The following is a 26,802-nucleotide window of genomic DNA, read 5'->3' as shown; positions in this document are numbered from 1 at the left end:
CGCAGAGGTTGTCTCCGCGGCGAGGCGTCCGTGTGCAGGCGTCGGGCTAGGACCCGAAGATGTTTTCCAGGCTTCCCAGCGAACCTGTCGAACTGCCGCCGTTGCCGGGATCGCCGCCGTCGGGCTCTGCCGTGACCTTGACGGTAACTGCGGCCTGGGTCTCGGAACCGAGGTAGCCGTCAGTTCCGCTGAACACCGCGGTGATTCGGCGATCTCCGAGTTCGGTGAAGGTGTGCGAGAGCGTGGCCTTACCGTTCACTACCGCAACCGGTCCACCGATCGGGGTGGTTCCGTCCATGAACTGAACGGTTCCTGCGCTGAGCGTAGGTGCCACTGCCGCAACGAGATCAACCTTCGCGCCCTTGACCGCTGACGCCGCAGCGCTCACGGTGATGGACGTTTCCTGATCCTCCGCGGCCGGAGCCGTGACCGAAACCGACTGAGCGGCCGAGGTAGAAGTGAGGAATCCCGTTGCACCCGAGTAGACGGCCGTGATGTCGTGCGTACCGACGCTCGCGAACTCGTGCATGATCGACGCCTTGCCCTCGACGACCGGCACCGGCGAGCCGAGATTGCCCGAGCCGTCCTTGAACTGCACTGTGCCGCCAACCGGCGTCGGCGTGACGGTTACGGACAGACCAACTGCCGTACCGGTTTTTGCATCCGCCGGAACGGTCAAGACCGTCTGGGTCTGCTGGTCGGTGGGAGCCGGCGCCTTGACGTTCACAGTCTGGGTGTTGGACGTCGAACCCAGGTAGTTGCCCGAACCCGAGAATACTGCGGTGATGCTGTACTCGCCCGCCACGTTGAAGGTCGGCATGGTTGTCGCCTTACCCGTGGCGTCCACTGGAACCGAGGGGCCCAGATCCCTGCCACCTTCCTTGAACTGCACGGTGCCACCTGCAGCACCGGTCGAGACCGAGGCAGTGAACGACAATGCCTCACCGGTCGACGCCGTCGACGGGCCGACGAGTGTGGTCGTTGTGTTCTCCTCGACCACCACCGGAGCGACTGTCAACGCATGCGGCGCCGACGTCGAGGCCTGGTAGACACCGGAACCGGAGTACACCGCCACGATCGAATGCGCGCCTTCTGCATAGGAATTCGTCAGCGAGGCCTTGCCGTTGGCATCGACGGTAACGGCGCCGCCGAGGTCGGTTGCACCGTCTTTGAACTGCACCGTGCCACCCGCCGGAGTAGGCGACACCGTAGCCTCGACGGTCACGGACTCACCTGCAACTGCACTTGCGGGACCGGTGATCGCGGTTGCAGTGCTCTTGTCCGCTTCGGACACGACGACGTCGACAGCTGACGACGTGGAGGTCGCCACCTTTGCATTTCCGAGGTACTTGGCCGTCACGCTGTGGGTTCGGATGTCAGCCGGCGTCCAGGCAAGTGTTGCAACACCATTGGCGAGCGCGCCCGCACCGATCTTGGTGGCACCGTCGAAGAACTCCACCGAATCACCGTCGGCACCACCGGTCACCGTCGCGCTCAGCGGAACAGGTTGTCCCAACTTCACGCCACTGGCCGGTGACAGCGTCGTCGCCGAAATGTTCTTCGACACCGTCACCGCCGGGCCCTTGTTCTGGAAATCGGAACTCGTCACTGACGCGTTGTAATGCACCGAAGTATCCAACGGCACCTCACGCGCACAATCCGCGCCCACCGTGTACTTGAACTCGAAAGTCTTCGAGTCGTTGTTGTACAGCGGCCACTCTGTCAGTGACCCCTTCACACGAACAAAATCAGCACCCTTGGACTCGACACTCCGCGTCGAACCATTCACCTTCGCCGAACCCTCGACGTACGTCAGACATGTCGGATGAACATCCTTGATCGCATACAGGTAATCCACGACGATGTTCTTCCGCTTGAACACAGTCTTCACGGTGATCGTCTCGCCCTCGGACGGAGTCACATTGCTGATCGTCCGCGTGTATTCGTAGTTGTTCGCATTCCACGTCAACGAACCCGGTGTCTCCGGCGCAGCTCCCGCAACCCCGAGACCCGTAACCGCCGCGAAACCCGCAGCAACAGCAAACACACTCAAACCTGCAACTGCACGACGTGCAGAACCTACAGACATAGATTTTCCTTCTCGAGAAGTGAGGGATATGGGTGATGCCCCACCACCTGAAGCGGGCGGGGCATCACCGGGTATCGATTGCTAGGAGCCGAAGATGTTGCCGAGGCTGCCGAGCGAACCGGTGCCGTTGCCAGGTTCTTCACCGTCGACCGGTGCGGCGATCTGGACGGAGACCTGATCGGAGGATGCCGTCACCGTGCCGGCGCCCGAGTACTCCGCCGCGACAATTCGCTGACCCTGAGTTGCGGGCTTCCACGAAAGGCTGGCCTTTCCGGATGAATCGACCGTAGCCGTGCCGATGACGGTCTCGCCGTCCTTGAAGGTGACTGTGCCACCGGCATTTGCAGGACTGATCTGAGCGGAGATCGTCTGTGCAACGCCGACCTGCCCCGCTACTACGCTGAGATCTGTTGTGGAGCTTGTTGTTCCGGCGGGCTGTTCGGCGACTGTCACATTCGCGGTGGTACTCGACCCGGTGACGCCGGATCTGCCGGCGAACACAGCCTCGACGTTCTGCGTACCGGCAACCGTCGGAACCCAGGCGTAGGTCGCTTCACCGTTGCCTGCCACCGGCACCGAAGCGAGCACCGTTCCGCCGACCTTGAACGTGACCGTTCCACCGGTGCCCGACGCGGACACAGTCGCTTTGAGAGTGGTCGACTTGCCGACCTGCGCGCCCGAGATCGGCGCCAGCGTCGTACTGGACTGAGCATCGGCCTGCGAAACGTTCACGATCAGCGCTGCCGAAGCGGAACCGACGGCACGCGCCGTGTCGGCGAACTTCGCTGTGATCGAGTGATCTCCACGGGTGGTCGGTGTCCAGGCAAGTGTTGCAACACCATTGGCGAGCGCGCCCGCACCGATCTTGGAACCTGCGTCGAAGAACTCCACCGAATCACCGTCGGCACCACCGGTCACCGTCGCACTCAACGTCACCGGCTGCCCCACCTGAGCGCCACTGACCGGTGACACGGCCGTCGTCGACACGTTCTTCTGAACATTGATCGACGGGCCACGACCATTCGTCGTGTCGTCAACGAACACCGTCCCGTCGAAATGCACCGTCGTCGACAAATTGGTACCACGAGCACAATCCGCGCCGACGCGATACTGGAATTCGAACGTCTTGACGTCACCGCCCCACATCGGCCACTCCGTAGCACCTGCACTCAACCGAACAGAATCAGCAGCCACCTCGTTGACACGGAACGCACTACCGTTCACCGTCGCCGAACCATCGACATACGTCATACACGCCGGATGAAAATCGCGCACCGCATACAGATTGTGAACCGCGGCAGTTCGCTTGAACACCGTCTTCGACGTGATCACATCACCCTCGGACGGCGTGCCGTTACTGATCGTCCGAGTCACCTTGTACCCATCGGAATTGAACTCCGCCGTCACCGGAGCCGCACCAGCAACCCCGACACCCGCAACCACGGCAAAACCCGCAGAAACAGCAAACACACTCAAACCACCGACAACACGACGAACACCACTCACGGACATCCACATCCCTCTCGCACACGGGAGCAGACAGCCGTCCAGGACAAGCGTCCGTCTGCTTTTGATGCCGTGACGTTATCCCATTGACTGTAAAGTAACTACGCTTTTCACCGAATTAGTTCATCGCCGACATCACCAAGCTGCAGCGATCATGGGTCGAAAGTCCCGAAGTACTGGTCCAGATATCGCTCCACCTGCACTGAAGAGAGAATATTCGCCCCGAAGTAGCGCATTTCAAATCTCTGATATTGGTGTCATATTCGATTTCGAACGTGATGCCAGAAGGTCGCAGAAGCATAGAAATCAATCTCGATTACAGGCTTGCGGCGAGCGCCAACTCCACTCGGACGGCAACGTCGATGCTCGCGTTTTCACACGAGAGATACAACTCGTGCGCGTCGAGTCGACCTATCGCTACCGCATCGGCGACTACTTCGTTGAGCAGAACTTGAGAAATTCCACCGGATGCGAGGTCGTGCACGGTGCGCAAAGGCGTGGTGATGCGGATGGGTCCAATCTGTTCGCACTCGTCGTCCGCGAGCGGCAGTCGGTGCAGGGCGACTTGGCGGGTCGGCGCCGCGAGTGGGTGCGCTGTCGAGAGATGAATGAAGCGAGGTTGCAGGTGCCCGAGGCCATGTAGATCTGCGGCGCTGTAATGCGAGACGGTGGCGCTACCGGCGAACCACGTGCACCACTTCGCAAATTCGTCCAAGGCAGTATGTCTGACGCGTTCGAGGCGAAAGAGTCCCCGGCACTCACATGTCCATGTTCCGGATTCCGTCATCTCCTCCATCGACGCCAGACCGAAACCCAGTTCGGACGCTTGGAGAGCCGTGACAAATCCACACTGTCGCAGCGCCAGCAGCTCGAGTGATTCGTAGTCCGAAGCCATGACCACCTCCGGTGACCGTCGAAAACGCCGTTTCGAACAGACTACGGGCGACTGTGTCGCRCATCACAGGAATGAGGAAGTGCGTATTCACAGAGTTCGTTCAGACTCGTCGGGAAGAATCTGGCGAATGACTGTCGCAGCGAACAACCCTCGTCCGCGCAACCGAGTGCTCGTCATCCTTCTCGTGGTGATCGCCGTGCTCGTGGCGGCACTCGTCGGTGGAGAACTGTACGTACGCAACCAGGTGAAGACCTGCATGGCCGATCAGTTCCAGAGCGAACTGGGATCCCAGGTCGACGTCGGGTTGAGCTGGAAGCCCGTACTCCTGCAGGCAGTCGACAAGAAGGTGCCGTACATCAGCATCGACAGTGACGACTCTTCGTTCGGCCCCGCAACGGGCATGCAGGTTCACGCGAAGGTGAACGACATCAACTTGCAGCCCTCGGCGGGTAACAGCGGCACCATCGGCAGCTCCAGCGCCGACGTCACCTGGTCTACCGCAGGCATTCTCGCCACCTTGCAGGAGCAGACCTTCGGTGGCCTCGTCTCCGGCGTCACCGCCGACTCGAGCGCCGGAACACTCGCGTTCGACGTCGGACCGGTCGGGCTCGCGAAGCTCACGGTCAAGCCCACCGTCACCAACGGTGTGGTCGACGTTCAGACCGTCGGCGCCGAGATTCTCGGATTGGGTCTGCCGACAGACCTGGTCGACGGCATCGTCCAGACACTCACCGACAGCCTGCAGACGTACCCGCTGGACATGAAGCCCACCAAGCTGACCGTTACCGACGACGCAATCCAGATCTCACTGGAGGGCGGCGCTTACGCCATGCCCGTCGCCGACGCGAACAACCAGAACGCCTCGGCGGTGCCGGACAGCTGCGGCCTGCTGACCTAGTCGGTCAGACCGTCCAATACTGCTCGGGTTCCGGACAATCCGAGACGGGTGGCGCCGGCCGCAATCATGTCGAGTGCGGCCTGCGTCGTACGTATTCCGCCACTGGCCTTGACTCCCACGCCTGGGCCGACCGTCCGTGCCATCAGTTCGACGGCCTCGACCGTCGCCCCACCCGCGGGGTGGAAGCCGGTGGAGGTCTTGACGAAGTTCGCCCCGGCACGCACGGCTGCGCGGCAACATTCGACGATGGCCTCGTCGGACAGGGCAGCGGTTTCGAGAATCACTTTGAGGATCGCACTCTCCCCCATCGCCTCACGGACGGTGAGGATGTCTGCGAGCACAGCGCTGTAGTCGCCGGCGACCGCCGCTCCTACGTCGATGACCATGTCGATCTCGGTAGCGCCCTGATCGACGGCCAGTCGCGCTTCGGCACCCTTGACCAGTGAATGATGCTTCCCCGACGGGAATCCGACGACGGCCGCCGTCACCAGTCCGTCGGCGCGAATCGGCAACATCGACGGCGAGACACAGACGGCCAGCACACCGAGGCTGCGTGCCTCGTCGATCAGGGCGGTCACATCGGCCGCGGTGGCTTCGGGTTTGAGGAGAGTGTGGTCCACCATCGCGGCAACCTGGGAACGAGTGAGTGCAGCTTCAGACATGATGGAAAGCTTGGCACACCACCACGCGACCGTCGCCGCAGCCGCACCTGAGAGACTAGGCCGCATGACCGCTGCACCTTCGATCGATGATCGTCGCTATGTTCTGTCCCTCGGCTGCCCCGACACCACGGGCATCGTCGCACGCATCTCGACCTTTCTCACCGACGTCGGTGGATGGATCGTGGAGGCCGCATACCACGCCGATGCCGACACCGGATGGTTCTTCACGCGTCAGGCGGTCCGCGCGTCGTCTGTGAGCATGAGCATCGACGAGCTTCGTGAACGGTTCAAAGCTGTTGCGGCCGAGATCGGTCCGGAAACCGAGTGGACTCTTCACGACTCCGGCGCACCCAAGAAGATCGTGCTGCTCGTGAGCAAGGAAGGTCACTGCTTGCATGACCTCCTGGGCCGCGCCGCGGGCGGAGAACTTCCGGCAGAGATCAGCGCCGTCATCGGAAATCACGAAGACCTGCGCAGTGTCACCGAGCGCCACGGGATCGACTTCCACCACGTTCCGTTCGCCAAGGACCCGGCCGAACGGGGACCGTCCTTCGAGAAGGTCCGCGCTCTGGTCGACGCCCACAACCCCGACGCCGTGGTTCTTGCACGCTTCATGCAGGTGCTTCCCGAATCACTGTGCGAGCACTGGGCCGGCCGCGCGATCAACATCCACCACAGCTTCTTGCCGTCGTTCATCGGTGCCCGCCCCTATCACCAGGCGTTCGCCCGCGGCGTGAAGTTGATCGGCGCCACCTGCCACTACGTGACCGCCGAACTCGATGCCGGTCCGATCATCGAGCAGGACGTGATCCGCGTCGACCACGCCGACGATGTCGCCGACATGGTCCGCCAGGGTCGAGACATCGAAAAGCTCGTGCTCTCACGCGGACTGCGCTGGCACCTCGAGGATCGGGTTCTGGTCCACGGGCGCAAGACGGTCGTCTTCAGCTAGAGCTGCGTTGCGCTAGAGATTGCGCAGTCGCACGATTTCCTTGTCGAACTCGTCGATGTTCTCGATCGACGACATGTGACCGACGCCCGGCAACACGATCAACCGTTCGAGGTTGCCGGCGTCGTCGAGGACCTGCGCAAGCTTGCGCGCATGGACCGGCGGAGTGAGCCGATCGAGCGAACCGACGAGCACGGTGGTCGGCACTTCGAGATTGTCGAGTCCCTCGTGAATGTCGAGGGTGCTCAGCGCTGCTCCCCAACCGCCACGAATACGCGGCTTGCACTCACGAACGATGTTCTCGCAGAACTGAATCTCGGCCTTGGTCGCGTTCGGTGACATCGAGACGTACTGGATCGCCTTCGTCATGGCGCCCGAGGAGACAAACGGAACGGGCGAACTGAGGATGGCGCGGCCCACGGGGACCGGCACCCGAGGAAAGCGATTGGGCAGTGGGATGACCGTGGTCTCGGCGATCAACCTTTCACTCGCGGTGCTCGCGAGCATGACCGCCGACGCGTACTTCTTGACCTCGTCGGGGTGACGACCAGCCCAGGCGATGATGCTCATCCCGCCCATGCTGTGACCGACGATGACCGCCTTCTTGTCCTCGCGAACCGTGGCTGCCAGCACGGCAGAAAGGTCGTCGGCGAGGACGTCCGGGCCGAGCGGAAGATTACCGACGGTGCTGCGTCCGTGACCGCGCTGATCGTAGGTGATGACGCGATATTCACCGGCAAGCGCATTGACCTGCGGGTACCAGAATTCGGTTGAGCACGTCCAGCCGTGACTGAGAACGATCGGATCGCCGTCGACGGGACCGTAAGCCCGGACATTGATGATCGCACCGTCGTCGGTGGTCAGTTCACTGATATCAGCTTTGAGCGTCGGAGTCTTCAGGAGTGCGTTGGGCTCGACGTCGCTCGAAAGAGTCAACCCGCGCGTGGATCGCCGATGACGGATCCCAGCGACTGCCGCGACGAGTGCTCCCACTCCGACGGCGCCTGCCAGTACTCGAAGCTCTGTGGTGCGCGAACGACTGGACATACATTTACCCCTGACTGCTGCTGACGACAGACGGATGCAATCTATGTGTGACTGCCGTTAACCGACACTATCACTCGAACAACGCGCGTTGTCAGCGTTGGAGCGAAGAGTGGGGCAACACACGGTGACCTGGAACCGCGTCACCGGATGAGCAGAAACCGCGGCCCCCTACCAGCGGGAACCGCCATGCTGGATGTCGTCCACGCGCGGTCGAACGTCGACGAGATATACACACACTGCAACAACCGCGATGATGCCCAGGAGACCGACAGGGGATGTCGCCAGCAGGATCAACGCCGCAACGATCAGAATTCCGAGCCAGATCGGCTTGGTCAATTTGTTGACCGCGGTAAAGGCGTCCGGACGCTGCCTGACGGCATGAACGATCGCGTAGACAGCACCCACCAACGCGAGCACTTTCAGTGCGAGAAAGATCAGACCGACTAGCCCATCGACTTGAGTCACAACTACATCCTAAGTTCTCATCCGGTTCCCGACGAACACGAAGGCTCCCACACTCGGCTGAGCGCGGGAGCCTTCGTCAGGTGGAGCTGGGCAAAATCAGGCCTTCTTGGCCGGAGCAGCCTTCTTGGCCGGAGCCGGCGCGGTGGCCTTGGCCGGAGCAGCCTTTGCCGGAGCAGCCTTGGCCGGAGCAGCCTTCTTGGCGGCGGTGGTCGCGCGCTCCTGGACGTCGGAAGCGGCAGCGGTCACGCGAGCGGCAGCTTCCTTGGAAGCCTCGTCTGCCTGGTCACCGAGGTCGAGGACCTTCAGTGCTGCCTCGTCGCCTGCGTCGGCGATCTTCTCGCCGGCGTCAGCGATCTTCTCGCCGACCTCTTCTGCGGTGTCGGAGATGCGTCCGGCAGCGCGGCCGGCCAGCTTGGCAGCCTGCTCGCCCACGGCGCGCGTCTGACGAGCAACGGTTCCGAGTGCATCTTCGGTCAGCTCGACGGCGTCGCCGAGTGCCGACTCTGCAGCAGCGATGCCCTCTTCGACTGCGGGCTGCTTGCGGATGCGCTCGACTGCGTCTTCGCCGCGCTCCGCGAGGGAGTTGTACAGATCGCCGGCAACCTTGAGGTATGCCTCGGCGACCTTGCGGAGTTCCTCGGGTGCGAACTTCTCTCGCAGCTCGGCGAGCTCTTCGGGCAGCTCGGACGGCAGGCCGGCGAGACGCTCGCGCAGTGCCTCGACGCTCTCGGCAACGTCACCCTGAACGGAAGCAAGCTTCTCGCGGGCACCGTCGACACGGCCGTTGACGTCACCCTGGGTGTTCTCGGCGCGCTCACGAACCTGAGCGACTACATCGGCCACGGCCTGGACAACCAGGTCGCCTGCGCCGACAGCAGCGTAGAGCGAGGTCTTGACGCTGTCGATGGCGTTCTTGTCAGTCATCTTGTTCTCCTAGTGAAGTCTCGGTGTCTGGAATTGCGGCCGATTCAGCGAAATCGGGCGCTGCGGCTGGTCTGGACGACTCGTTCTCGCGACAGAACGAGTCGTAGATTTCGAGCAGTACTTGCTTCTGCCGTTCGTTGATGGCCGTCTCGGCCAACACCGCGTCCCTGATGGGACTGTGCGGGCGTTGTTCGAGATATCCCGCTTGGACGTACAGGACTTCTGATGAGACTCGAAGACCCTTGGCGATTTGCGCCAGTACGTCTGCCGACGGTTTACGCAATCCGCGTTCGATCTGACTCAGATACGGATTGCTGACGCCGGCGAGTTGAGCAAGTTGGCGCATCGAAACTTGGGCGGCTTCCCGCTGTGCACGAATGAACCCCCCGATGTCGTGTGCCGCAGAGCTGACGACGCGAGCTGCCAAGTCGCTTGCTCCGGCTGCGGCACCGGATAATTCACGATCTCCGTCATCGGAGTTCGTCGACTTCGCTGGCATTGCGTCCTCCCTTTCCAGTGGACATTTCCCAGGATAGGAGAGGGTGCTAACTATTGCAAGCACTACTGCTAGCACTCGTGGTGGACGTCACATACCGGACAGCTCAGCCGAAGATGAGCGTCGAAATCGTGTAGATCAGCAGCCCGGCGATCGAGCCGACAACGGTGCCGTTGATACGGATGAACTGAAGATCTCGACCGACCTGCAGCTCGATCTTCTGGCTCGCTTCGTCGGCATCCCACCGCTCGACCGTGTCGCTGATGACTCCGGTGATCTCGTCGGTGTAGTTCTCCGCGATGTACTTGGTGCCCTGCACCAGCCAGCCGTCGACCTTCTCACGCATGGATTCGTCGTCTCGCAGCCTGATTCCGAAGCCGGCCACGTTCTCGGCGACCTTGGTCCGCAGGGTGCTGTTCGGATCGTCGACCGACTCCATGATGAGGCGCTTGGCGACCTGCCACGTCGAGGACGCCAGACCCGTCACTTCCTCGCGGCCCATGATCTCCGCCTTGATCCCTTCGGCCTTCTTGATGGTCTCCGGGTCGTTCTGCAGATCATCGGCGAAATCGATCAGGAAGCGGTTGGCGGCGAGACGTACCTCGTGTTCCGGGTTGGAACGGACCTTCCAGGTGAACTCGACGAGTTCCTTGTAGATCTTCTCCCCCAGCATCGCGTCGACGAATTTCGGCGACCACGCCGGCGAATCGCGAACGATCACACGGTCGATCGTCTCCTGGCTGCCGAGTGCCCACTGATGCGCGCGCTCGGCAAGCAATTCGATGATCGGCAGTTGCTTGTTGTCCTTGAGCAACTCCCCGAGCACTCGGCCGATCGGCGGTCCCCACATGGGCTCGGCCAGCCGCTTCACGATCGTGTTGTCGATGATCTGGGCAATGTCCTCGTCGCGAAGAACCTCGACCATCCCGCGCAATACCGTCGACGTCTCGGCGGCGACGCGAGCGGCATTGGCAGGTTCAGCCATCCACGTACCGAGGCGGAGCGGAATCTGCGCCTGCTGCACCTTGGCCGACACAACCTCGGGAGCCAGGAAGTTCTGACCGACGAACGAGCTCAAACTGGCTCCGAGCTGGTCTTTCTTACGCTTGATGATGGCAGTGTGCGGGATGGGAAGCCCCATCGGATGACGGAAGAGCGCGGTGACGGCAAACCAGTCGGCAAGCGCGCCGACCATGCCCGCCTCGGACGCGGCCCGGACGTACCCGACCCACTCTCCGGCGCCGCGGGATTCCTGCCACCGGCAGAAGATGTAGACCACCGTCGCGAAGCCGAGGAGGCCAGTGGCGAAGACTTTCATCTTGCGAAGGTCCCGACGCTTGGCGGCGTCGTCGAAGGCGGAGAGGCTCAGTTGCTGCACCCTCGCCATTGTGCCGAAAGGTGTGACGCGGCGTAGCGCGAGCGACACGATGTCCGATTCGCTAGGACTTAATCCCCCGAACCGCGGATGTGAGTGCCCGAGATAAAGGCACGGACATTAAGCTGGACCAGAAAGTAGACCGATCGGACGTGGCTCGCACCACAGATATGAGATGACTCGTGGCCAAGAATGCCGTGCAGGACAACGAGCAGGTAGACGGCCCAGTCGTTGCTGATGCGAAGCCCGAGAAATCCGACGGTCGCAAGCGTCGGTGGCGCGAACACAAGATCGCTCGCCGCGAGGAACTCGTCGACGGCACCATCGCCGCTATCCGGGCACGCGGCCGTGAGATCGGCATGGACGAGATCGCCTCCGAGATCGGTGTGTCCAAGACCGTGCTCTACCGGTACTTCGCCGACAAGAGCGACCTCACCACCGCCACGATGATGCGGTACGTCGAGACCATCCTGTCGCCGCGCATCTACGAAGCGATCAGCGGCGATCTCGACGATTTCGAACTCACCCAGGCCAGCATCACCGCGTACGTCGAGACGGTGGCATCCGACCCCGACATCTACCTCTACGTCATGGCCAACGGCGCCGGCGCCAACCGCGACGTCGTTGCCGATTCCGAGCGCATGATCGCCGAATTGCTCTCCACGGTGTTGGGCAATCGTCTTCGCGAGATGGAGATGGATTCCGGCGGTTCCCTGCCGTGGGCGTTCGGGATCGTCGGCGGAATTCAGCTCGCGACGCACTGGTGGATCTCCAACAAGTCGATGTCCGCAGAATCGCTGATCGACTACCTCACCATGATGACGTGGGGCGGCATCACCGGCATTGCTGCGGTCAACGGATCACCGGCCAAGTTCAAGTCGGTTCCGCATCCCCTCGTCAAGCCTGCCGAGGACTGACTCGCCCGAGACCGAACTTTCGAGCCACAGGGGTCGATCCTGTGGCACTCTTTCGGCATGGCACAAGACTCGCTGTGGGAAACACCGGCCGCCAAGACACTGCGGGCGGAGCCCGGGTTCGAACTCGATCAACTCGATCGCAACAGCACTCCGGGATTCACCGGAAACAAAGCTGACGGCGAACGTCTACTCGAGGAGCGCGGCGCGGTCCTGTCCGACCTGCAGGAGTTGCTCTACGCCAACGGCAGGTCCGGGGACAGCCGTTCCATCCTGCTGGTCCTGCAAGGAATGGACACCGCGGGCAAGGGTGGCATGGTCCGACACGTGATCGGTCACGTGGATCCTTCGGGAGTTCAGCACGCGGCCTTCGGCGTCCCGACCGAAGAGGAAAAGCAACATCACTACCTCTGGCGGATCAAGAAGGAACTCCCCCGCGGCGGCTATCTCGGTGTGTTCGATCGCTCCCACTACGAGGATGTCCTGGTCGTGCGTGTCCACGATCTTGTCCCTGAGGATGTCTGGAGCGCGCGCTACGACGAGATCAACCAGTTCGAGAAGGAACTCGTCGACGCCGGAACCACCATCGTGAAGGTGGCGATGTTCGTCTCGCTCGACGAGCAGAAGAAGCGGCTCGAAGAGCGGCTCGACCGCCCGGACAAGTACTGGAAGTACAACCCGGGTGATGTGACCGAACGCGGTTTGTGGCCTGCATATCAACAGGCGTATCAGGCAATGCTCGACAAGACGTCGACCGAGCACGCGCCGTGGTACGTCGTGCCGTGTGATCGGAAGTGGTACAGCCGAATTGCGGTCACGGAGCTACTGATCGACGCTCTGGAAAAGCTCGATCTCGACTGGCCGCCTGCCAACTTCGACATCGAGGCGGAGAAAGCGCGACTGGCACAGTCCTGATCAGAAGCAGTCCTGATCAGAACAGGTGTGGGGATTCGCGGTGCACTTTGTGGTCGTGATGAACGGTGCTGGTGTACAGGGCAACCGCCAGTCCGATGGACGCGACGCCGGCGAGCCCGGCAATCAACGCCCAACCACCGTGCCCTGAACCGGCGGCCACGAGAAAGCTGCCGAGACAGACAACTGTGGCCAGCACCAGGAAATACGACGCCCACGCTGCAAAGAGATTGAGCTTCATCGTTCGCTCCTCCGGTCGGATCTCTTTCGTTTCGACCGTACGCCGGAGCATGACGGTCGACAAGACACTCCTGTCGTGAGGTTTCCCGACGTCTACGCCGGGTAGCCGAATTGCATGGACATCGGAACTCTTTACCGCGGAATCGAATCGGCGCGCGGACTGGACGGTCCGTCCACTGGCATCAGACGCAGAATCCTCCAGATCACCGAGCGATCCGACAGATCGCGTACTGTCGCCGCACTTCTGCGCGGCGCCCTCGTCGGGCATCCCATCCATCCCGCCCTCGTGACCATTCCCGCGGGCGCGTGGACGGCTTCGCTGATCTTCGACGTGTCAGGCGATCCGCAGACTGCACGACGGTTGATCGGGCTCGGGCTGGTCTCGACGCCGCCGGCTTTGCTGACAGGCTGGCTGGACTGGTCCGAACGTGGCGACGTCGCACGCCGTGTGGGGCTGGTACACGCCGCGTCGAATGCTGTGGGGATCTGGTCTTTTGCCGCGTCGTACAGGCTACGCGGCAAGGATTCACTCGCGCTGGCGCGAGTTCTGTCGGTGCTGGGGCTCACCGCGGTCGGTGTCGGTGGCGCGCTCGGCGGTCACATCGTTTTCAAACTCATGGACGATCCTGCCGTCGAGGCTGCAGCGACTCCGGTTCTCGATCCCATCCTGGACGTGGTCAACTGAGCTGATCGGACCTCAATACTGTTCAGGCGTAAGCACTTCCGGAGTAGCTTCGTAGTTCTCGCGCGGTCTCGTCCGAATCCGCCAGTGGCCTGTTCATGACCCAGTGCGGGTTGCGCGTGCCCAGTGTCGCGGCAAAGTCGGCGACGGCGTCCGGGGTCGGCACTGCGTGTTCGCCCAGATATCCGAGAACGATGAGGTCCTCCCCTGAACGAGTCTCCACGGCCAGGRCCCAACCGCACGTCTCCTCCCACAGCAACGCCACCTCACGCCCAGGGAAACGCGGCACAGTTCGATCCAACGCGATGTAGGCCTCCAGAGGATGCTCGCGCCTGCAACACCATTGCTCTATGCCGGCCCCCACGCCGACCGCCACCCGTTGTACGTACCGCTCGAACCCGAGTCCGACGGTTGCGTCGACCAGCATTTGTTCTGTCATCGAACCTCACTCCTCGCCATCGTGTTTGGAATGTGCCCAGCGCTGACCGCGCCGAAACCCGGTTCAGATCACGGACTCCGGGTATCCCCAGACGAACCGATCAAGTGGAGAGGGGACCCGATGAAGTACTCGCCCGCTATGGCTCCCGGACGAATGCTGAAGATCTCCATGGTGTCGGTGAACGCCGATCCACTCGCACCGGTGGGCTGCTCGGCAGCCGGTGCACAGCACCTGCACGTCGACGAACTGTCCGCGGCCCTGGTTCGCGCCGGACACGATGTCACCGTCTTCACCAGGCGGGCACACGTCGGTGGACCGGACCGCGTTCGCGCCCGCGCCGGGTACTCCGTCGACTATCTCGAAGCCGGCCCGACACACGCTCTCCCGGACGCCGAAATACTCCCCCACCTGGGCACCTTTGCCAGCATTCTGCGCGCTCAGTGGAGTACCGACCGACCCGATGTGGTGCACTCGCACTTCTGGATGTCTGGTGTGGCAACGGAACTCGCGACCCGCTCACTCGGCATCCCCGTACTTCAGACATTCCATTCCCTGGGATCTGCGGCGCACCGACACCTCGGAGCAGCCGACGACAGCCCATCGGAGCGGACTCACCTGGAACCGTTGATCGCCAGGGGCGCAACCCATGTCATCGCGACAAGTTCGGACGAAATCTTCGATCTGGTTCGGCAGGGATCACCACGATCACGGACCACGATGGTGCCCTCAGGCGTCGATACCGAAGCGTTCACCCCGGAGGGACCCGCCGCGAAGAAGACCGCGCCGCATCGATTGATCTGCGTCGGAAGGCTGGTGGAGCAGAAGGGCTTCGATGTTGCCGTCGCCGCGCTGGCTTCACTGCCGGACACGGAGTTGGTGGTGATCGGCGGGCCACCCGTCGCGCAACTGAGCACCGACGAGGTTGCGATCCGCTTGGTCAAGCTCGCCGAGCGGCTCGGCGTCGCAGATCGAGTCCAATTGTTGGGACGCGTTCCGCACCGCCAACTACCGAAACTGATGCGGTCGGCCGACGCCCTCGTATGCACCCCCAGATACGAACCTTTCGGAATCGCGGCGCTGGAAGCGATGGCGTGCGGAGTTCCCGTAGTCGCGACTCCTGTTGGCGGACTGCGGGATACGGTGATCGACGGACTCACGGGGCGTCGGGTGCCGGTGAACAGCCCCGCGGAAACCGCGCGCGCGGTCCGGCATCTTCTGGACGACGAAGACGAGGGCGCGGCGTTTGCACGGCAGAGTCGGGCCCGAGCGTGCGAATCGTATTCATGGGATCACGTCGCCACCGAGGTGGTCCGAACCTACGGCCGCTGCGTCACAGCACCGCCGAGAGCCCGCCAACACAAGGGCACTCACCGAAGTGAAGTGCACTGACGCTGACGGGCTCTACGAAGCTGATTTCTCGAAACTGTAGGTGACTCGAAACTATCGGCGAAAGGGCGGTATCAAGCCGGGAAACGTCGGGTCTCTTCGAGTCCGATTGCATGATCCAGCGACTCGTAGCAGGCAAACATCGACTCCTGACCAGCTGCTTTGAGTAGCCTCTGAACCGGGCGGGCGCAGACGAGCGCGAGTGTGCCGCCCACGTCGCGTGATCGCGTCGACAGGACCGACAGCACGGACAAGCCGCACGTCCCCATGAATTCGAGTTCGGAGAGATCGACAACCAGCGTCCGGTCCGCGGCAACGTGGTACGTCAAGAAGTCACGAAAAGCATTGGCGCTCATCAGGTCGATCTCGCCACGAACGTGGATCACAGCGGTATGTGCACTGATGCGGTGCGCGTGAAACGATGCGGTCGCTGTCCCGGTCGCGGGAGGTCCGTAATCTACCGATCCCTTCGCCGCGTTCGTAAAGCCTGAAATAGATGATCCTGGAACAACAGTCATGGTTCTCCCATCCCGCAACGGTTTACACTCTGCAAAAGAGAAGGGACCTCCGAAGGAGCCGCACGATGAACGGGTCTCCAGAATTACGGATAAATCCCTCATCGGCTGTGTGCTCAACCTCGGTTTGAAACAGTACGCCAGCATGACCGGCGTCACAAGTGCGTTGCGACCATTCGTTTCGGTGTTCCGAACAAAAATGTGGTTTGGTCTGCGGTTCCGCGAGGTAATCCGATGTTGCGATCGCCAACGGTCGTGAGCAGAATCGTGTCGTTTACCCCGGCACCACCATCGACCAAATTTCGTGTTCGGGGGTCACTGTGAAGGTCGAGATGGGTATCGTTCTCGGCACCAGACTTCACCGCGACCCCTGGTACGACGATCCGGAGAACTTATGGCACACCTCAGCGCACTCGAGCCCGATCAGGATCAGACTCAGCCAGTTGTGGAGTTGAGGATTCAAGCGACTCTCGATCAGCTGTCGATTTTGCGTGCACTGGCCGCCACTGTTGCCATTCAGGAAAACTTCGACCTCGACGCCATCGCCGACATCAAATTGGCCATGGACGAAATCTGTACGCATCTGATTGTTCGTGCTGCGCCTGATTCGGTTCTGGTGTGTCGGTTCGTATTCACTCCCCCGCAACTGCACGTATCCGTATCGACGACAACCACGGAGTACGAGGACAGCACTCAGCGATCGTTCGGGTGGCACATCCTCACCGAACTCACCGATTCGATTTCACTCGACCAGGAAGAGAACCTGGGCGGCGTCGGCTACATCACGACCATGAAGTTCACCAAGGCCCTCAGCGGGCGCCTGTGACCGCTTCCGCAGACGGCCCGTCACGCCCGCGCCGGCGGTCCACCGACGAATATCGGGACGTCATACCCGTTTTCGAGGAAATGCGGACCCTCGAGCCCCACAGTCCGGAGTACGAACGAGTGCGCACCGCACTGATCACCAGGTGCCTACCGTTGGCCGAACACATCGCCAGACGATTCGACGGGCGCGGCGAGGCACACGACGATCTGGTTCAGGTGGCGCGCCTCGGTCTGGTCAACGCCGTCGACCGTTTCGATTCCACGCGCGGATCCGATTTCGTCTCGTTCGCGGTTCCCACCGTGATGGGCGAAGTTCGACGACACTTCCGCGACACCGGTTGGGCATTGCGGGTTCCACGCCGGATGAAGGAGTTGCACTTCCAACTCGGGCAAGCCATCAGCGAGCTGTCACAACAACTCGGGCACGCGCCGACCGTCGACGAGTTGGCCGAGACGTTGGGGATCGAACGTGAAGAAGTTGCCCAGGCGTTGATCGCCGGCAACGCGTACCAGACCGTCTCGGTCGACGGTGCCGCGTCCAATCACACCGACGATCTTCCGCTCGTGGAAACACTCGGTGACTACGACGCAGCACTCGAGAACGTCGAGAATCACGAGGCCTTACGTCCACTTCTCGACAAGCTGCCCGAACGAGAGCGGACGGTGTTGATGCTCAGATTCTTCGGAAACCTGACGCAGACACAGATCGCCGAGAAAGTCGGTGTGTCCCAGATGCACGTGTCGAGATTGCTCGCGAAGACATTGAGTAATCTTCGCGAGCAACTCGACTGAACGTGACTGAGGTGGTCAGATTGTTGCGGTGTCGATCACGAATCGGTATCGAACGTCGCTCTTGATCACGCGCTCGTAAGCGTCGTTGATGTCGCTCGCCGGAATCAGTTCGATTTCTGCGCCGATGCCGTGCTCGGCGCAGAAGTCGAGCATCTCCTGTGTCTGCGGGATGCCGCCCACCATGGAGCCGGCGAGGCTACGACGGTTTGCGGCGAGCGAGAATGCTCGAACTTCGATCGGCTTCTCCGGCAGGCCCAGTTCGACGAGCGTGCCGTTGATGGCGAGCAAGGACATGTAGGCGTCGATATCGAGATTGACCGAGACCGTGTTGAGGATCAGGTCGAACTCGCCGCGAAGAGCCTTGAACGTCTCACGGTCATTGGTCGCGTAGTAGTGATCGGCGCCGAGACGAAGGCCGTCTTCCTTCTTGCCGAGCGTCTGGCTCAGGACGGTGACTTCCGCGCCGAGCGCCTTGGCGATCTTCACACCGACGTGACCGAGGCCGCCGAACCCGATGATGGCGACCTTCTTGCCGGGGCCGGCATTCCAGTGCCGCAGCGGTGAGTACAAGGTGATGCCGGCGCACAGCAGCGGCGCGGCAACGTCGAGTTCGATGCCCTCAGGGATCGAGAGAACAAAATGCTCGGTGACGACGATGTGCGTCGAGTAGCCACCCTGAGTGCGCTCGCCGTCGCGTCCGGTGGCGTTGTATGTACCGGTCACACCCTTGCGGCAGTACTGCTCTTCGCCGGCCAGGCAGGCGTCGCACTCTCCGCAGGAGTCGACGAAGCAGCCGACGCCCACGCGGTCGCCGACTTTGTGCTTGGTGACATCCGAACCCACCGCGGCGACGACGCCGGCGATTTCGTGTCCGGGGACGATCGGGTACTTGGCTCCGCCCCACTCGTTGCGAGCGGTGTGGATGTCGGAGTGGCAGATGCCGGCAAATTTGATGTCGATGAGAATGTCCAGTGGACCGAGCTCGCGGCGTTCGACGGTGGTCTTCTCGAGCGGACCGTCAGCGGACGTCGCGGCGTAAGCAGCAGCAGTAACCATGCACACATGCCTACCCGTGCATGGAGGGACCTGCAAATCGCAGGCCCCTCCATGACGTGTTCTTGACGTGACTTACCCGGCGTCGCGCTCCGCTTGTTCGGCGCGACGACGCAGGCGCCTCGCGGCCGCAACCATGTTGCGCAGCGAAGGCTCGAGCTGCCATGGATGGCGGGTCTTGAGGCCACCGTCCGGGTTGGCCCACAAACGATCGAGAGAGATCGATTCGCTTGCCTCGGTGAGCAATTCGTCGAGCTCGTCGATGTCGGGAATCCGAGCCGAACGAGATTCGTACACACCGGGGCCGACGCCGTGCGTGAGCGCGCCTTCCTTGAGTGCTTCGAGAACCCACGTGATGGAGCGGGTCGCGACGATAGCCGTCACATCGGCGTCCAACCGTTCGATGGCGTCGACCACCGACGACCGAGCGGAGTACGTCAGATGTGTGTGGATCTGTGTTTCCGGCTTCGCTCCACCTGTTGCCAGACGGAACGCGTCGACGGCCCACTCCAGGTAGGCCTCCCGGCCGTCCTCACGCAGTGGCAGCAGTTCACGAATTGCCGGCTCGTCCACCTGGATGATGGCAATTCCGGCAGCTTCGAGATCCGCGATTTCGTCTCGAATGACAAGTGCCAGTTGCTCTGCCGTTTCGTAGAGCGGCTGATCCTGACGAACGAACGAACGGGCGATCATGGTGACCGGACCCGTCAGCATGCCCTTGACCGGCTTGTCGGTCAGCGACTGCGCGTACGCAATCCATTCGACCGTCATCGGCTTCGGACGTGCGATGTCGCCGTAGAGAATCGGCGGACGCGTGCAACGAGATCCGTAGGCCTGAACCCAACCGTTGTGCGTGAAGGCATAGCCCTCGAGCAGTTCGGCGAAGTACTGGACCATGTCGTTGYGCTCGTGCTCGCCGTGCACGAAGACATCGAGACCGATGTCCTCTTGCAGACGGATTGTGCGCTCGATCTCTTCCTGGATGCGCTTGTAGTAGTCGTCCCACTCCAAACGCCCCTGGCCGAGTTCGTAACGAGCCTGGCGAATCGCGTCGGTCTGCGGGAACGAACCCAATGTCTGGGCCGGAACCAAGGGCAGGTTCAACCGTTCCTGCTGGGCTTTACGACGCTCCTCGTACGGTGCACGCACACGATCTTCGGGCTTGATCGCGTTGACCCGAGCACGGACAGCGTGCTTGAGCTTGAAGTGCACCTTCGTCGGACGCTTACGCCACTTGTCCGAAGGACCTTCGGTGAGCGCCTTCGCCAGGGAGACGACCTCGCCGACCTTCTGCTTCGCAAAAGCCAGACGGTCTGCGACGTCTCCTGGAATGTCGTACTCGGAGAGCACGTCGTACGGCACGTGCAACAGCGACGACGACGTGGAGACGACGAGGTCAGGCACAACGTCCTTGAGTTCGTTCAGGTACGTCAAGGTGTTGAACCGGTCGACGCGCCAGACGTTGCGACCGTCGACGACGCCCGCGTAGATGCGCTTGCGCTTGATGTTCGGCACTGCGGCCAGTTCCTCGGCCGTGATCTTGCCGTGCACCAAGTCCAGACCGAAGGCTTCGATCTTGGTGGGCGCCAAGATGTTGAGGGCTTCGCCGAACTTGCCGTACGGACCCGTCACCAACAGGCGCGGGCGGAGCGGAGCCGTCGACAGCTTCTCGTACGCACGTCCCAGAGCGGCTAGCTCCTCGGGGGTGCGGTCCTCGGTCACCGAAGGCTCGTCCAACTGAACACAGGTGGCACCGGCCTTGGCGAGCTGCTCGAAGAGCTTCTCGTACTCGGGCAGGAGCGCGTCCAACAAGTCGAGCGGGGTGAAGTTCGGATCGGACTTCTCGGTGGCAGGTCCGACCTTCGAGAGCAGAAGCAGCGAGACGGGCCCCATGATGACGGGGCGCAATTCGATGCCGCGCGCCTTAGCGCGTTCGAACTCGTCGAGAAGTGCCTCCGAGTTGAGCGAGAACACCGTGTTCGCGTCGATCTCGGGCTGACGGTAGTAATAGTTCGTGCCGAAGAAGCGCACCAGCTCGAGAGGCGGGAAGTCCGGGCGACCGCGGGCCATCGTGAAGTAGAAATCGAGCGGATCGAGGGCGCCCTCGAGCGGCTTGAACCGCTCCGGCACTGCGCCGAAGAGCAGCGCATTGTCGAGCACGTGATCGTAGAAGGAGAAGGTGTTGCCCGGAACCTGGCTCAGTCCCGTCGCAGCCAATTCGCTCCAGGTCGATTCCTGGAGTTCCTTGGCGACCGCGAGAAGTGCGTCCTTGTCCGAAGTGCCGTGCCAGTAGGACTCGAGGGCGCGCTTGAGCTCACGGCGCGGCCCGATGCGCGGATACCCCAGGACGCTGGAGCCGAATGCTGCAGTGCTGCTGGACATGCGGTCGACCTTTCTAACCGAGGGGCGCGAGCGCCCTGTGCGCGTTTATGGAGTCTCTACACTCCACAAACGCGCACAGGGGCTTTGGGCCTTAGCTTGCCTGCTTGGTGGAGCGACCGTTGTCGGCGTATTCGTAGAAGCCTGCGCCGGACTTCTTGCCGGTCAATCCGGCTTCGACCATACGCAGGAGCAGCGGCGGAGCGGAGTACAGCGGCTCCTTGAACTCTTCGTACATGGAGTCGGCGATGGACTTGACGGTGTCGAGTCCGACCAGGTCCGTCAGAGCCAGCGGACCCATGGGGTGCGCGAGGCCGAGAACCGTTGCCTTGTCGATGTCTTCCTTCGTAGCAAAGCCCGACTCGACCATGCGAATCGCCGAGAGCAGGTAGGGGACCAGGAGTGCGTTGACGACGAAGCCGGAGCGGTCGGCACTGCGGACGACCTGCTTGCCGAGGATGTCGCTGGCAAAAGCCTCGGCGCGCTGCGAGACGGAGGAACTGGTCTTGAGCGTCGTCACCAATTCGACGAGTGGCAGAACCGGGACCGGGTTGAAGAAGTGCATACCGATGACTCGCTCGGGACGCTTGGTCGAGATGCCGAGCTTCATGATCGGGATCGACGACGTGTTGGATGCGAGAACCGCATCCGGGTCCGTCACGACCGCGTCGAGCTCGGCGAAGATTTCGCTCTTGATCTTCTCGTCTTCGACGACGGCCTCCACGACGAGCTGGCGGTCCGCGAAATCTCCCAGATCGGAGGTGAAACGCAGACGCCATGCGGCCTGCTCACGCTCACGTTCTGTGATCTTTCCGCTGCTCACACCGCGGTCGAGCGAACGCAGGATGCGTGAACGCCCGGCTGCTGCAAGCTCGCGAGTCTGCTCGAAGACCAGAACATCGACATGTGCGCGGGCGCACACCTCGGCGATTCCGGCACCCATGATTCCGGCGCCGATAACGCCGACGCGCTGAATTTTTTCGCTGGTCACGTCAGCTCCTTGTTTGTCTCGTGGAGTTTGTCTGGTGAAGGTGTTGTAAAAGAAGCACTTCGAACTGCGTCGACGCTGGTGGCCGACGCAATCGGAACTGCCTTGAAGACGAGAGAAAGTAGTGCGGTGATACAAGCAGGGGAGAGACCCGAAGCCGAGCCTCTCCCCCACCCGAAGTCAGTTCTTAGTGGAACTGGCCCTCTTCGGTGGAGCCCTTGAGAGCTGCCGTCGAGGTGTTGGGGTCAACGGTGGTGGCGATGGTGTCGAAGTAGCCGGCGCCAACCTCACGCTGGTGCTTGATGGCGGTGAAGCCACGCTCTTCGGCAGCCTTGAACTCGCGCTCCTGCAGGTCGACGAATGCCGTCATGCCTTCGCGGGCGTAGCCGTAGGCCAGGTCGAACATGCCGTAGTTGAGCGAGTGGAAGCCGGCCAGCGTGATGAACTGGAACTTGAAGCCCATCGCGCCGAGCTCCTTCTGGAACTTCGCGATGGTCGCGTCGTCCAGGTGCGCCTTCCAGTTGAAGGAAGGGGAGCAGTTGTAGGCCAGGAGCTGGTCCGGGAATTCGCTGCGAACGGACTCGGCGAACTTCTTTGCAACCTCGAGATCCGGCACGCCGGTCTCCATCCAGATGAGGTCTGCGTACGGTGCGTAAGCCTTGGCGCGAGCGATGCAGGGCTCGATGCCGTTCTTGACGCCGTAGAAGCCTTCAGCCGTGCGGGTTCCGTCGAGGAACGGGCGGTCACGCTCGTCCACGTCGGAGGTGATGAGGGTTGCAGCCTCAGCGTCGGTGCGGGCGATGATGACGGACGGAACGTCCGCAACGTCGGAAGCCAGGCGAGCCGAGGTCAGGGTGCGGATGTGCTGCTGCGTGGGGATGAGCACCTTGCCGCCGAGGTGGCCGCACTTCTTCTCCGAAGCGAGCTGGTCCTCCCAGTGGACACCGGCAGCGCCGGCGCCGATCATGGCCTTCTGCAGCTCGTAAGCGTTGAGAGCGCCACCGAAGCCGGCTTCGGCGTCGGCAACGATCGGAGCGAGCCAGTTGCTGACGGAGGTGTCACCCTCGGTCTTGGCGATCTCGTCGGCGCGCAGCAGTGCGTTGTTGATGCGACGAACGACGGTCGGAACCGAGTTGGCCGGGTAGAGGCTCTGGTCCGGGTACGTGTGGCCCGAGAGGTTAGCGTCGCCGGCAACCTGCCAACCGGAGAGGTAGATGGCCTTCAGGCCGGCGCGAACCTGCTGCACAGCCATGTTGCCGGTAAGTGCACCGAGGGAGTTGATGTAGTCCTCGTTGTTCACGAGATCCCACAGGATCTCGGATCCGCGACGAGCGAGGGTCTGCTCCTCGACGACGGTGCCCTGGAGCTTGACGACCTGATCGGCCGTGTAGTTACGAGTAACGCCCTTCCAGCGAGGGTTGGTGTCCCAATCCTGCTGGAGCTCAGCTGCGGTCTTCGGGGTGCCGGTGGTCGACATCAAGACTCCATCTCTTTGATCTGCTGGTCCGGCCTGTTGTGAGCAGTACGTGCGTACTACTTCACATACTTGCCAGGCCCTTCTTGTGTACTTACCGAGAATGGCACATCGAAAAAGTGCCGTCTACCTGTTGCTAATGCCAATCTTCGCTACCTTTTCAACACACTTTGCTAAGTCTGTGAAGATTCCTACACGGCTGGTACTACCCAATCGGACAGGTTCCGTACTGGCGAGTAGCAAAGAAACCGCTGGCTGTGAACGAAATGCACTCAACTCCGTCACTTGCAAATTCCGGCAGTTCGCGCGGCACTCGGAACAGGCCCATCCGCTACTTCGGAGACAACTTCACGACTCGCAAGTGACCGCAATCACTTCGTGGCAACAGGCTTCGCTCGGGCAATTCCAGGGATCTACCCGTCAGAAAGCCACAGACAACCCATTCGCCGGCCATATGCTGTCGAACCATGACTTGTCGTTCGACGCCCCCGACCGGGCGATAAAGCGGTGCCGGACAACTATCAGCGGCCACCGAACAACCAGGCATGGTCGCAATCCGGTCCACAGCCGCCGCAGTTGGGCTACCGGGCCGCGCCGCAGTCGTATCCCCCGCCCCAGGGATTCCCGCCTGCACCGCCACGTGGGAATCCGCCGCGGCGTCGGCCCGGCTGGGTGATTCCGGTATCCGTAATCGGAGTTATCACTGTGTTGGCTCTCTTCGGCGGGCTTGCCTGGGTCCTCTGGCCGAAGGACGTCCCCAACTCGGCCGCCGGTGGCGCGGCCCAGACCACCATCACCGCCGCGAACACACCCGGCACCACGACAACCGCTCCCAGCACGACATCCCCGACGACCACACGCGCCGCGAACTTCCCGGCCGGTGCGTCCGCCTGCCCCGGCGGGCAGCCGGCCGGAAGTTACAAGGAGTCCGCGACAAGTGGGGGCAAAACTTCGTGCGAGTTTGCCGAGGCAGTTCGGATCGCCTACGGAAACTCCGGTGCCGCCGGTGCCTCCAGCACCGTGTCCGCACGTAGTCCGGTGACCGGCAAGGAGTACACGATGGCATGCAAGGTGACCTCCGGCATCGTCACCTGTACCGGCGGAGACAACGCGGTTGTGTACTTGCGCTGACGGGCGCAATTGCGGCATCGGCAACCCGGTGCGTGTCGTTCCAGTGTCGCACTTACGGATCCTCCGATAGCGTGACCGCATGCCTCTGTACGAGTTTCGCTGTACCGGCTGCGGCCCGCTCGAGCGGTCGTTCGCGATGGCCGAAGTGCCCCAGTCGATCCGTTGCCCCCAGTGCAGTCTCGAATCGAAGCGTGTTGTCTCGTCTCCCCGTTTGAGTCACAGCTCGTCAACCGCGATGGGTTTACTGGACAGCACTGCCCGATCAGCTCACGAGCCTGCCGTGGTCAGTGGGTCACTACCCGGCCGTGGCCGACAATCTGCCCCGACGACGTCCAATCCGTTGCACCGCAAGCTACCTCGCCCCTGAGCGTCCTCACCGCGCGTCCTGGCCGTGAGTCCCGATTCGACACGAAAGTCCTGCCGCCACGAGTTTTCCGTTTCTTCGAGAATGAGGAGTGCATATGCCTGAACTGCTGTTTCCACTCGATTCCGCCAAGAAATTCACCGACCAGGCGATCGTCGGCCACAATCGGTGGCACCCGGACATCCCGGCGGCGGTGACGGTGAAACCCGGTGATGCGTTTCGTGTCCATTGCCGCGAATGGTTCGACGGCGCAATACACAACGACGACTCGGCCGACGACATTCTCAATGCACCACTGACCACGGTCCACACGCTGTCCGGCCCCTTTTCCGTCGAAGGCGCGAAGCCCGGCGACCTCTTGATCGTCGACATCTTGGATATCGGGCCTATCCCCCAAGAAGATTCGGGTCCGTTGGCCGGCCAAGGCTGGGGGTACACGGGCATCTTCCCTCGGAACAACGGCGGCGGCTTCCTCACCGAACAGTTCCCCGACGCGTACAAGGCCGTCTGGGATTTCTCCGGCCAAACGGCGACGTCGCGTCACATTCCGCACGTCTCGTTCACGGGCATCGTCCACCCGGGGCTGATGGGTACTGCTCCGTCGGCGGCGTTGCTCGCCAAGTGGAATGCCCGCGAGGGCGCCCTCATTGCCACCGATCCCAATCGGGTTCCCCCGCTTGCACTTCCGCCCGAGCCCCGCGATGCAGTACTGGGAACCTTGACCGGTGACGAGTACACGCGCGTAGCCGGCGWGGCGGCGCGCACCGCTCCCCCTCGCGAGAACGGTGGAAACCAGGACATCAAGAACCTCACCAAGGGCAGCCGAATCTTCTATCCGGTATTCGTGGACGGTGCGAATCTGTCGGTCGGCGATCTTCACTTCTCCCAGGGCGACGGTGAGATCACTTTCTGCGGTGCCATCGAGATGGGCGGCTTCATCGATCTTCGTGTGGACATCATCAAGGGCGGAATGGATACCTACGGCGTTTCCGAGAACGCCATCTTCATGCCGGGCAACACGGATCCGCAGTATTCCGAGTGGCTTGCGTTCTCGGGCACTTCCGTCACGTTGGACGGCGAACAGAAGTACCTGGATTCACATCTGTCCTACCAGCGTGCGTGCCTGCATGCGATCGAGTACCTGACCAAGTTCGGGTACGCGCCGGAGCAGGCGTACCTGCTGCTGGGTGCGGCACCGATCGAGGGCCGCCTGTCTGGCGTCGTGGATATCCCCAACTCGTGTTCGACGGTGTATCTCCCGACTGCGATCTTCGACTTCCCCCTCGCACCCTCGTCGAGCGGACCGTTCCAGATCGATCCCGGAATCGGCGCTCCGCGTTCGGAGAACAGGGTCTAGGCCTCCGGCCCCGTGAGTGGTTGAGGAGTGTGAGGACTCCTCAAC

27 protein-coding genes are annotated in these 26,802 nt (G+C 62.1%); 11 read left to right on the top strand and 16 right to left on the bottom strand.

Annotated elements, in window-relative coordinates:
- Positions 1 to 46: 46 nt before the first annotated feature.
- The 3 genes from AC1DWA_RS27055 to AC1DWA_RS27045 all read right to left on the bottom strand — a co-directional run bounded on the left by AC1DWA_RS27055 (position 47) and on the right by AC1DWA_RS27045 (position 4,490).
- On the bottom strand, positions 47 to 2,089 hold the full coding sequence (locus AC1DWA_RS27055; protein ID WP_197940889.1) for an Ig-like domain-containing protein: 2,043 nt from the start codon (positions 2,087 to 2,089) through the stop codon (positions 47 to 49).
- An 81-nt stretch (positions 2,090 to 2,170) separates the two neighbouring features.
- Positions 2,171 to 3,601, bottom strand: coding sequence for an Ig-like domain-containing protein (locus tag AC1DWA_RS27050; RefSeq protein WP_477847296.1), 1,431 nt, complete (start codon positions 3,599 to 3,601; stop codon positions 2,171 to 2,173).
- Between the two features lie 310 nt (positions 3,602 to 3,911).
- On the bottom strand, positions 3,912 to 4,490 hold the full coding sequence (locus AC1DWA_RS27045; RefSeq protein WP_020906750.1) for a type IV toxin-antitoxin system AbiEi family antitoxin domain-containing protein: 579 nt from the start codon (positions 4,488 to 4,490) through the stop codon (positions 3,912 to 3,914).
- Positions 4,491 to 4,617: 127 nt separating this feature from the next.
- Here AC1DWA_RS27045 and AC1DWA_RS27040 point away from each other — a divergent pair, with 127 nt between their 5' ends.
- The gene (locus tag AC1DWA_RS27040; protein WP_029254824.1) at positions 4,618 to 5,388 is read left to right on the top strand and encodes an LmeA family phospholipid-binding protein; all 771 of its coding nucleotides are present in this window, start codon (positions 4,618 to 4,620) and stop codon (positions 5,386 to 5,388) included.
- Here the strand turns inward: AC1DWA_RS27040 and deoC are convergent.
- A complete protein-coding gene (gene deoC, locus AC1DWA_RS27035; RefSeq protein ID WP_020906748.1) occupies positions 5,385 to 6,050 on the bottom strand; it encodes a deoxyribose-phosphate aldolase in 666 nt (221 codons plus the stop codon). The genes AC1DWA_RS27040 and deoC overlap by 4 nt on opposite strands.
- Before the next feature lie 64 nt (positions 6,051 to 6,114).
- Between deoC and purU the strand changes: the two genes are divergently transcribed.
- On the top strand, positions 6,115 to 7,002 hold the full coding sequence (purU, locus tag AC1DWA_RS27030) for a formyltetrahydrofolate deformylase (RefSeq protein WP_003941509.1): 888 nt from the start codon (positions 6,115 to 6,117) through the stop codon (positions 7,000 to 7,002).
- 12 nt (positions 7,003 to 7,014) lie between these two features.
- On the opposite strand, the gene AC1DWA_RS27025 is transcribed toward purU, so the two are convergent.
- From AC1DWA_RS27025 to AC1DWA_RS27005, 5 genes are all read right to left on the bottom strand, one after another.
- On the bottom strand, positions 7,015 to 8,046 hold the full coding sequence (locus AC1DWA_RS27025; protein ID WP_021333908.1) for an alpha/beta fold hydrolase: 1,032 nt from the start codon (positions 8,044 to 8,046) through the stop codon (positions 7,015 to 7,017).
- A gap of 168 nt (positions 8,047 to 8,214) precedes the next feature.
- Positions 8,215 to 8,511, bottom strand: coding sequence for a DUF2516 family protein (locus tag AC1DWA_RS27020; protein ID WP_003941505.1), 297 nt, complete (start codon positions 8,509 to 8,511; stop codon positions 8,215 to 8,217).
- Between the two features lie 96 nt (positions 8,512 to 8,607).
- Positions 8,608 to 9,435 carry a heparin-binding hemagglutinin gene (locus tag AC1DWA_RS27015; protein ID WP_019744417.1) on the bottom strand — a complete coding sequence of 276 codons (828 nt, stop codon included), beginning with the start codon at positions 9,433 to 9,435 and terminating at the stop codon, positions 8,608 to 8,610.
- A complete protein-coding gene (locus AC1DWA_RS27010) occupies positions 9,428 to 9,934 on the bottom strand; it encodes a helix-turn-helix domain-containing protein (RefSeq protein WP_019744418.1) in 507 nt (168 codons plus the stop codon). Before AC1DWA_RS27010 ends, AC1DWA_RS27015 begins: the two co-directional genes overlap by 8 nt.
- Positions 9,935 to 10,037: 103 nt before the next feature.
- Entirely contained in the window at positions 10,038 to 11,318 is a 1,281-nt protein-coding gene (locus tag AC1DWA_RS27005; RefSeq protein WP_046378191.1) for a DUF445 domain-containing protein, read from the bottom strand.
- A gap of 170 nt (positions 11,319 to 11,488) precedes the next feature.
- Between AC1DWA_RS27005 and AC1DWA_RS27000 the strand changes: the two genes are divergently transcribed.
- Entirely contained in the window at positions 11,489 to 12,223 is a 735-nt protein-coding gene (locus AC1DWA_RS27000) for a TetR/AcrR family transcriptional regulator (RefSeq protein ID WP_003941527.1), read from the top strand.
- 57 nt (positions 12,224 to 12,280) lie between these two features.
- Positions 12,281 to 13,135: a polyphosphate kinase 2 family protein gene (locus AC1DWA_RS26995; protein WP_019744420.1), complete on the top strand. Its 855-nt coding sequence runs from the start codon at positions 12,281 to 12,283 to the stop codon at positions 13,133 to 13,135.
- 16 nt (positions 13,136 to 13,151) lie between these two features.
- On the opposite strand, the gene AC1DWA_RS26990 is transcribed toward AC1DWA_RS26995, so the two are convergent.
- The gene (locus AC1DWA_RS26990) at positions 13,152 to 13,373 is read right to left on the bottom strand and encodes a hypothetical protein (RefSeq protein WP_020968904.1); all 222 of its coding nucleotides are present in this window, start codon (positions 13,371 to 13,373) and stop codon (positions 13,152 to 13,154) included.
- Positions 13,374 to 13,487: 114 nt separating this feature from the next.
- Between AC1DWA_RS26990 and AC1DWA_RS26985 the strand changes: the two genes are divergently transcribed.
- Entirely contained in the window at positions 13,488 to 14,057 is a 570-nt protein-coding gene (locus AC1DWA_RS26985; RefSeq protein WP_020906743.1) for a DUF2231 domain-containing protein, read from the top strand.
- Positions 14,058 to 14,079: 22 nt separating this feature from the next.
- Here the strand turns inward: AC1DWA_RS26985 and AC1DWA_RS26980 are convergent, their stop codons facing one another.
- Complete coding sequence (locus AC1DWA_RS26980) at positions 14,080 to 14,493, bottom strand: DUF6292 family protein (RefSeq protein WP_477917300.1); 414 nt, start codon at positions 14,491 to 14,493, stop codon at positions 14,080 to 14,082.
- A 120-nt stretch (positions 14,494 to 14,613) separates the two neighbouring features.
- On the opposite strand from AC1DWA_RS26980, the gene AC1DWA_RS26975 reads away from it, so the two are divergent.
- Complete coding sequence (locus AC1DWA_RS26975) at positions 14,614 to 15,882, top strand: glycosyltransferase (RefSeq protein WP_477847287.1); 1,269 nt, start codon at positions 14,614 to 14,616, stop codon at positions 15,880 to 15,882.
- A 71-nt stretch (positions 15,883 to 15,953) separates the two neighbouring features.
- Here AC1DWA_RS26975 and AC1DWA_RS26970 read toward each other — a convergent pair whose 3' ends face one another.
- Positions 15,954 to 16,397, bottom strand: a complete 444-nt coding sequence (locus AC1DWA_RS26970; RefSeq protein ID WP_020968900.1) for an STAS domain-containing protein — start codon at positions 16,395 to 16,397, stop codon at positions 15,954 to 15,956.
- Positions 16,398 to 16,788: 391 nt separating this feature from the next.
- Here AC1DWA_RS26970 and AC1DWA_RS26965 point away from each other — a divergent pair, with 391 nt between their 5' ends.
- Both AC1DWA_RS26965 and AC1DWA_RS26960 read left to right on the top strand, forming a co-directional pair.
- On the top strand, positions 16,789 to 17,220 hold the full coding sequence (locus AC1DWA_RS26965) for an ATP-binding protein (protein WP_020968899.1): 432 nt from the start codon (positions 16,789 to 16,791) through the stop codon (positions 17,218 to 17,220).
- Positions 17,217 to 18,011: an RNA polymerase sigma factor SigF gene (locus tag AC1DWA_RS26960; RefSeq protein ID WP_020906739.1), complete on the top strand. Its 795-nt coding sequence runs from the start codon at positions 17,217 to 17,219 to the stop codon at positions 18,009 to 18,011. Before AC1DWA_RS26965 ends, AC1DWA_RS26960 begins: the two co-directional genes overlap by 4 nt.
- Positions 18,012 to 18,026: 15 nt before the next feature.
- Here AC1DWA_RS26960 and AC1DWA_RS26955 read toward each other — a convergent pair whose 3' ends face one another.
- From AC1DWA_RS26955 to aceA, 4 genes are all read right to left on the bottom strand, one after another.
- Complete coding sequence (locus AC1DWA_RS26955; protein ID WP_019744429.1) at positions 18,027 to 19,067, bottom strand: NAD(P)-dependent alcohol dehydrogenase; 1,041 nt, start codon at positions 19,065 to 19,067, stop codon at positions 18,027 to 18,029.
- A gap of 72 nt (positions 19,068 to 19,139) precedes the next feature.
- A complete protein-coding gene (gene metE / locus AC1DWA_RS26950; protein ID WP_477917298.1) occupies positions 19,140 to 21,446 on the bottom strand; it encodes a 5-methyltetrahydropteroyltriglutamate--homocysteine S-methyltransferase in 2,307 nt (768 codons plus the stop codon).
- A gap of 91 nt (positions 21,447 to 21,537) precedes the next feature.
- Complete coding sequence (locus tag AC1DWA_RS26945; protein WP_283569193.1) at positions 21,538 to 22,434, bottom strand: 3-hydroxybutyryl-CoA dehydrogenase; 897 nt, start codon at positions 22,432 to 22,434, stop codon at positions 21,538 to 21,540.
- A gap of 184 nt (positions 22,435 to 22,618) precedes the next feature.
- A complete protein-coding gene (gene aceA, locus AC1DWA_RS26940) occupies positions 22,619 to 23,908 on the bottom strand; it encodes an isocitrate lyase (RefSeq protein WP_003941533.1) in 1,290 nt (429 codons plus the stop codon).
- 504 nt (positions 23,909 to 24,412) lie between these two features.
- Between aceA and AC1DWA_RS26935 the strand changes: the two genes are divergently transcribed.
- The 3 genes from AC1DWA_RS26935 to fmdA all read left to right on the top strand — a co-directional run bounded on the left by AC1DWA_RS26935 (position 24,413) and on the right by fmdA (position 26,757).
- A complete protein-coding gene (locus AC1DWA_RS26935; protein WP_244891388.1) occupies positions 24,413 to 25,036 on the top strand; it encodes a serine/threonine protein kinase in 624 nt (207 codons plus the stop codon).
- A gap of 79 nt (positions 25,037 to 25,115) precedes the next feature.
- Positions 25,116 to 25,403 carry an FmdB family zinc ribbon protein gene (locus AC1DWA_RS26930; RefSeq protein WP_020906737.1) on the top strand — a complete coding sequence of 96 codons (288 nt, stop codon included), beginning with the start codon at positions 25,116 to 25,118 and terminating at the stop codon, positions 25,401 to 25,403.
- Between the two features lie 94 nt (positions 25,404 to 25,497).
- Positions 25,498 to 26,757 (top strand): formamidase, encoded by a 1,260-nt coding sequence (fmdA, locus tag AC1DWA_RS26925; protein WP_477917296.1) that lies wholly within the window; start codon positions 25,498 to 25,500, stop codon positions 26,755 to 26,757.
- Positions 26,758 to 26,802 lie beyond the last annotated feature (45 nt).

Source organism: Rhodococcus sp. P4_F3_2, from assembly GCF_056401335.1.
The sequence above is the reverse complement of the archived record's forward strand: the minus strand, read 5'-3'. Positions and strand labels throughout refer to the sequence as shown.

Coding starts and splice junctions, on each gene's coding strand:
- AC1DWA_RS27055 (WP_197940889.1), bottom strand. CDS start 2,089: ATGTCTGTAGGTTCTGCACGTCGTGCAGTTGCAGGTTTGAGTGTGTTT.
- AC1DWA_RS27050 (WP_477847296.1), bottom strand. CDS start 3,601: ATGTCCGTGAGTGGTGTTCGTCGTGTTGTCGGTGGTTTGAGTGTGTTT.
- AC1DWA_RS27045 (WP_020906750.1), bottom strand. CDS start 4,490: ATGGCTTCGGACTACGAATCACTCGAGCTGCTGGCGCTGCGACAGTGT.
- AC1DWA_RS27040 (WP_029254824.1), top strand. CDS start 4,618: ATGACTGTCGCAGCGAACAACCCTCGTCCGCGCAACCGAGTGCTCGTC.
- deoC (WP_020906748.1), bottom strand. CDS start 6,050: ATGTCTGAAGCTGCACTCACTCGTTCCCAGGTTGCCGCGATGGTGGAC.
- purU (WP_003941509.1), top strand. CDS start 6,115: ATGACCGCTGCACCTTCGATCGATGATCGTCGCTATGTTCTGTCCCTC.
- AC1DWA_RS27025 (WP_021333908.1), bottom strand. CDS start 8,046: ATGTCCAGTCGTTCGCGCACCACAGAGCTTCGAGTACTGGCAGGCGCC.
- AC1DWA_RS27015 (WP_019744417.1), bottom strand. CDS start 9,435: ATGACTGACAAGAACGCCATCGACAGCGTCAAGACCTCGCTCTACGCT.
- AC1DWA_RS27010 (WP_019744418.1), bottom strand. CDS start 9,934: ATGCCAGCGAAGTCGACGAACTCCGATGACGGAGATCGTGAATTATCC.
- AC1DWA_RS27005 (WP_046378191.1), bottom strand. CDS start 11,318: ATGGCGAGGGTGCAGCAACTGAGCCTCTCCGCCTTCGACGACGCCGCC.
- AC1DWA_RS26995 (WP_019744420.1), top strand. CDS start 12,281: ATGGCACAAGACTCGCTGTGGGAAACACCGGCCGCCAAGACACTGCGG.
- AC1DWA_RS26990 (WP_020968904.1), bottom strand. CDS start 13,373: ATGAAGCTCAATCTCTTTGCAGCGTGGGCGTCGTATTTCCTGGTGCTG.
- AC1DWA_RS26985 (WP_020906743.1), top strand. CDS start 13,488: ATGGACATCGGAACTCTTTACCGCGGAATCGAATCGGCGCGCGGACTG.
- AC1DWA_RS26975 (WP_477847287.1), top strand. CDS start 14,614: ATGAAGTACTCGCCCGCTATGGCTCCCGGACGAATGCTGAAGATCTCC.
- AC1DWA_RS26970 (WP_020968900.1), bottom strand. CDS start 16,397: ATGACTGTTGTTCCAGGATCATCTATTTCAGGCTTTACGAACGCGGCG.
- AC1DWA_RS26965 (WP_020968899.1), top strand. CDS start 16,789: ATGGCACACCTCAGCGCACTCGAGCCCGATCAGGATCAGACTCAGCCA.
- AC1DWA_RS26955 (WP_019744429.1), bottom strand. CDS start 19,067: ATGGTTACTGCTGCTGCTTACGCCGCGACGTCCGCTGACGGTCCGCTC.
- aceA (WP_003941533.1), bottom strand. CDS start 23,908: ATGTCGACCACCGGCACCCCGAAGACCGCAGCTGAGCTCCAGCAGGAT.
- AC1DWA_RS26930 (WP_020906737.1), top strand. CDS start 25,116: ATGCCTCTGTACGAGTTTCGCTGTACCGGCTGCGGCCCGCTCGAGCGG.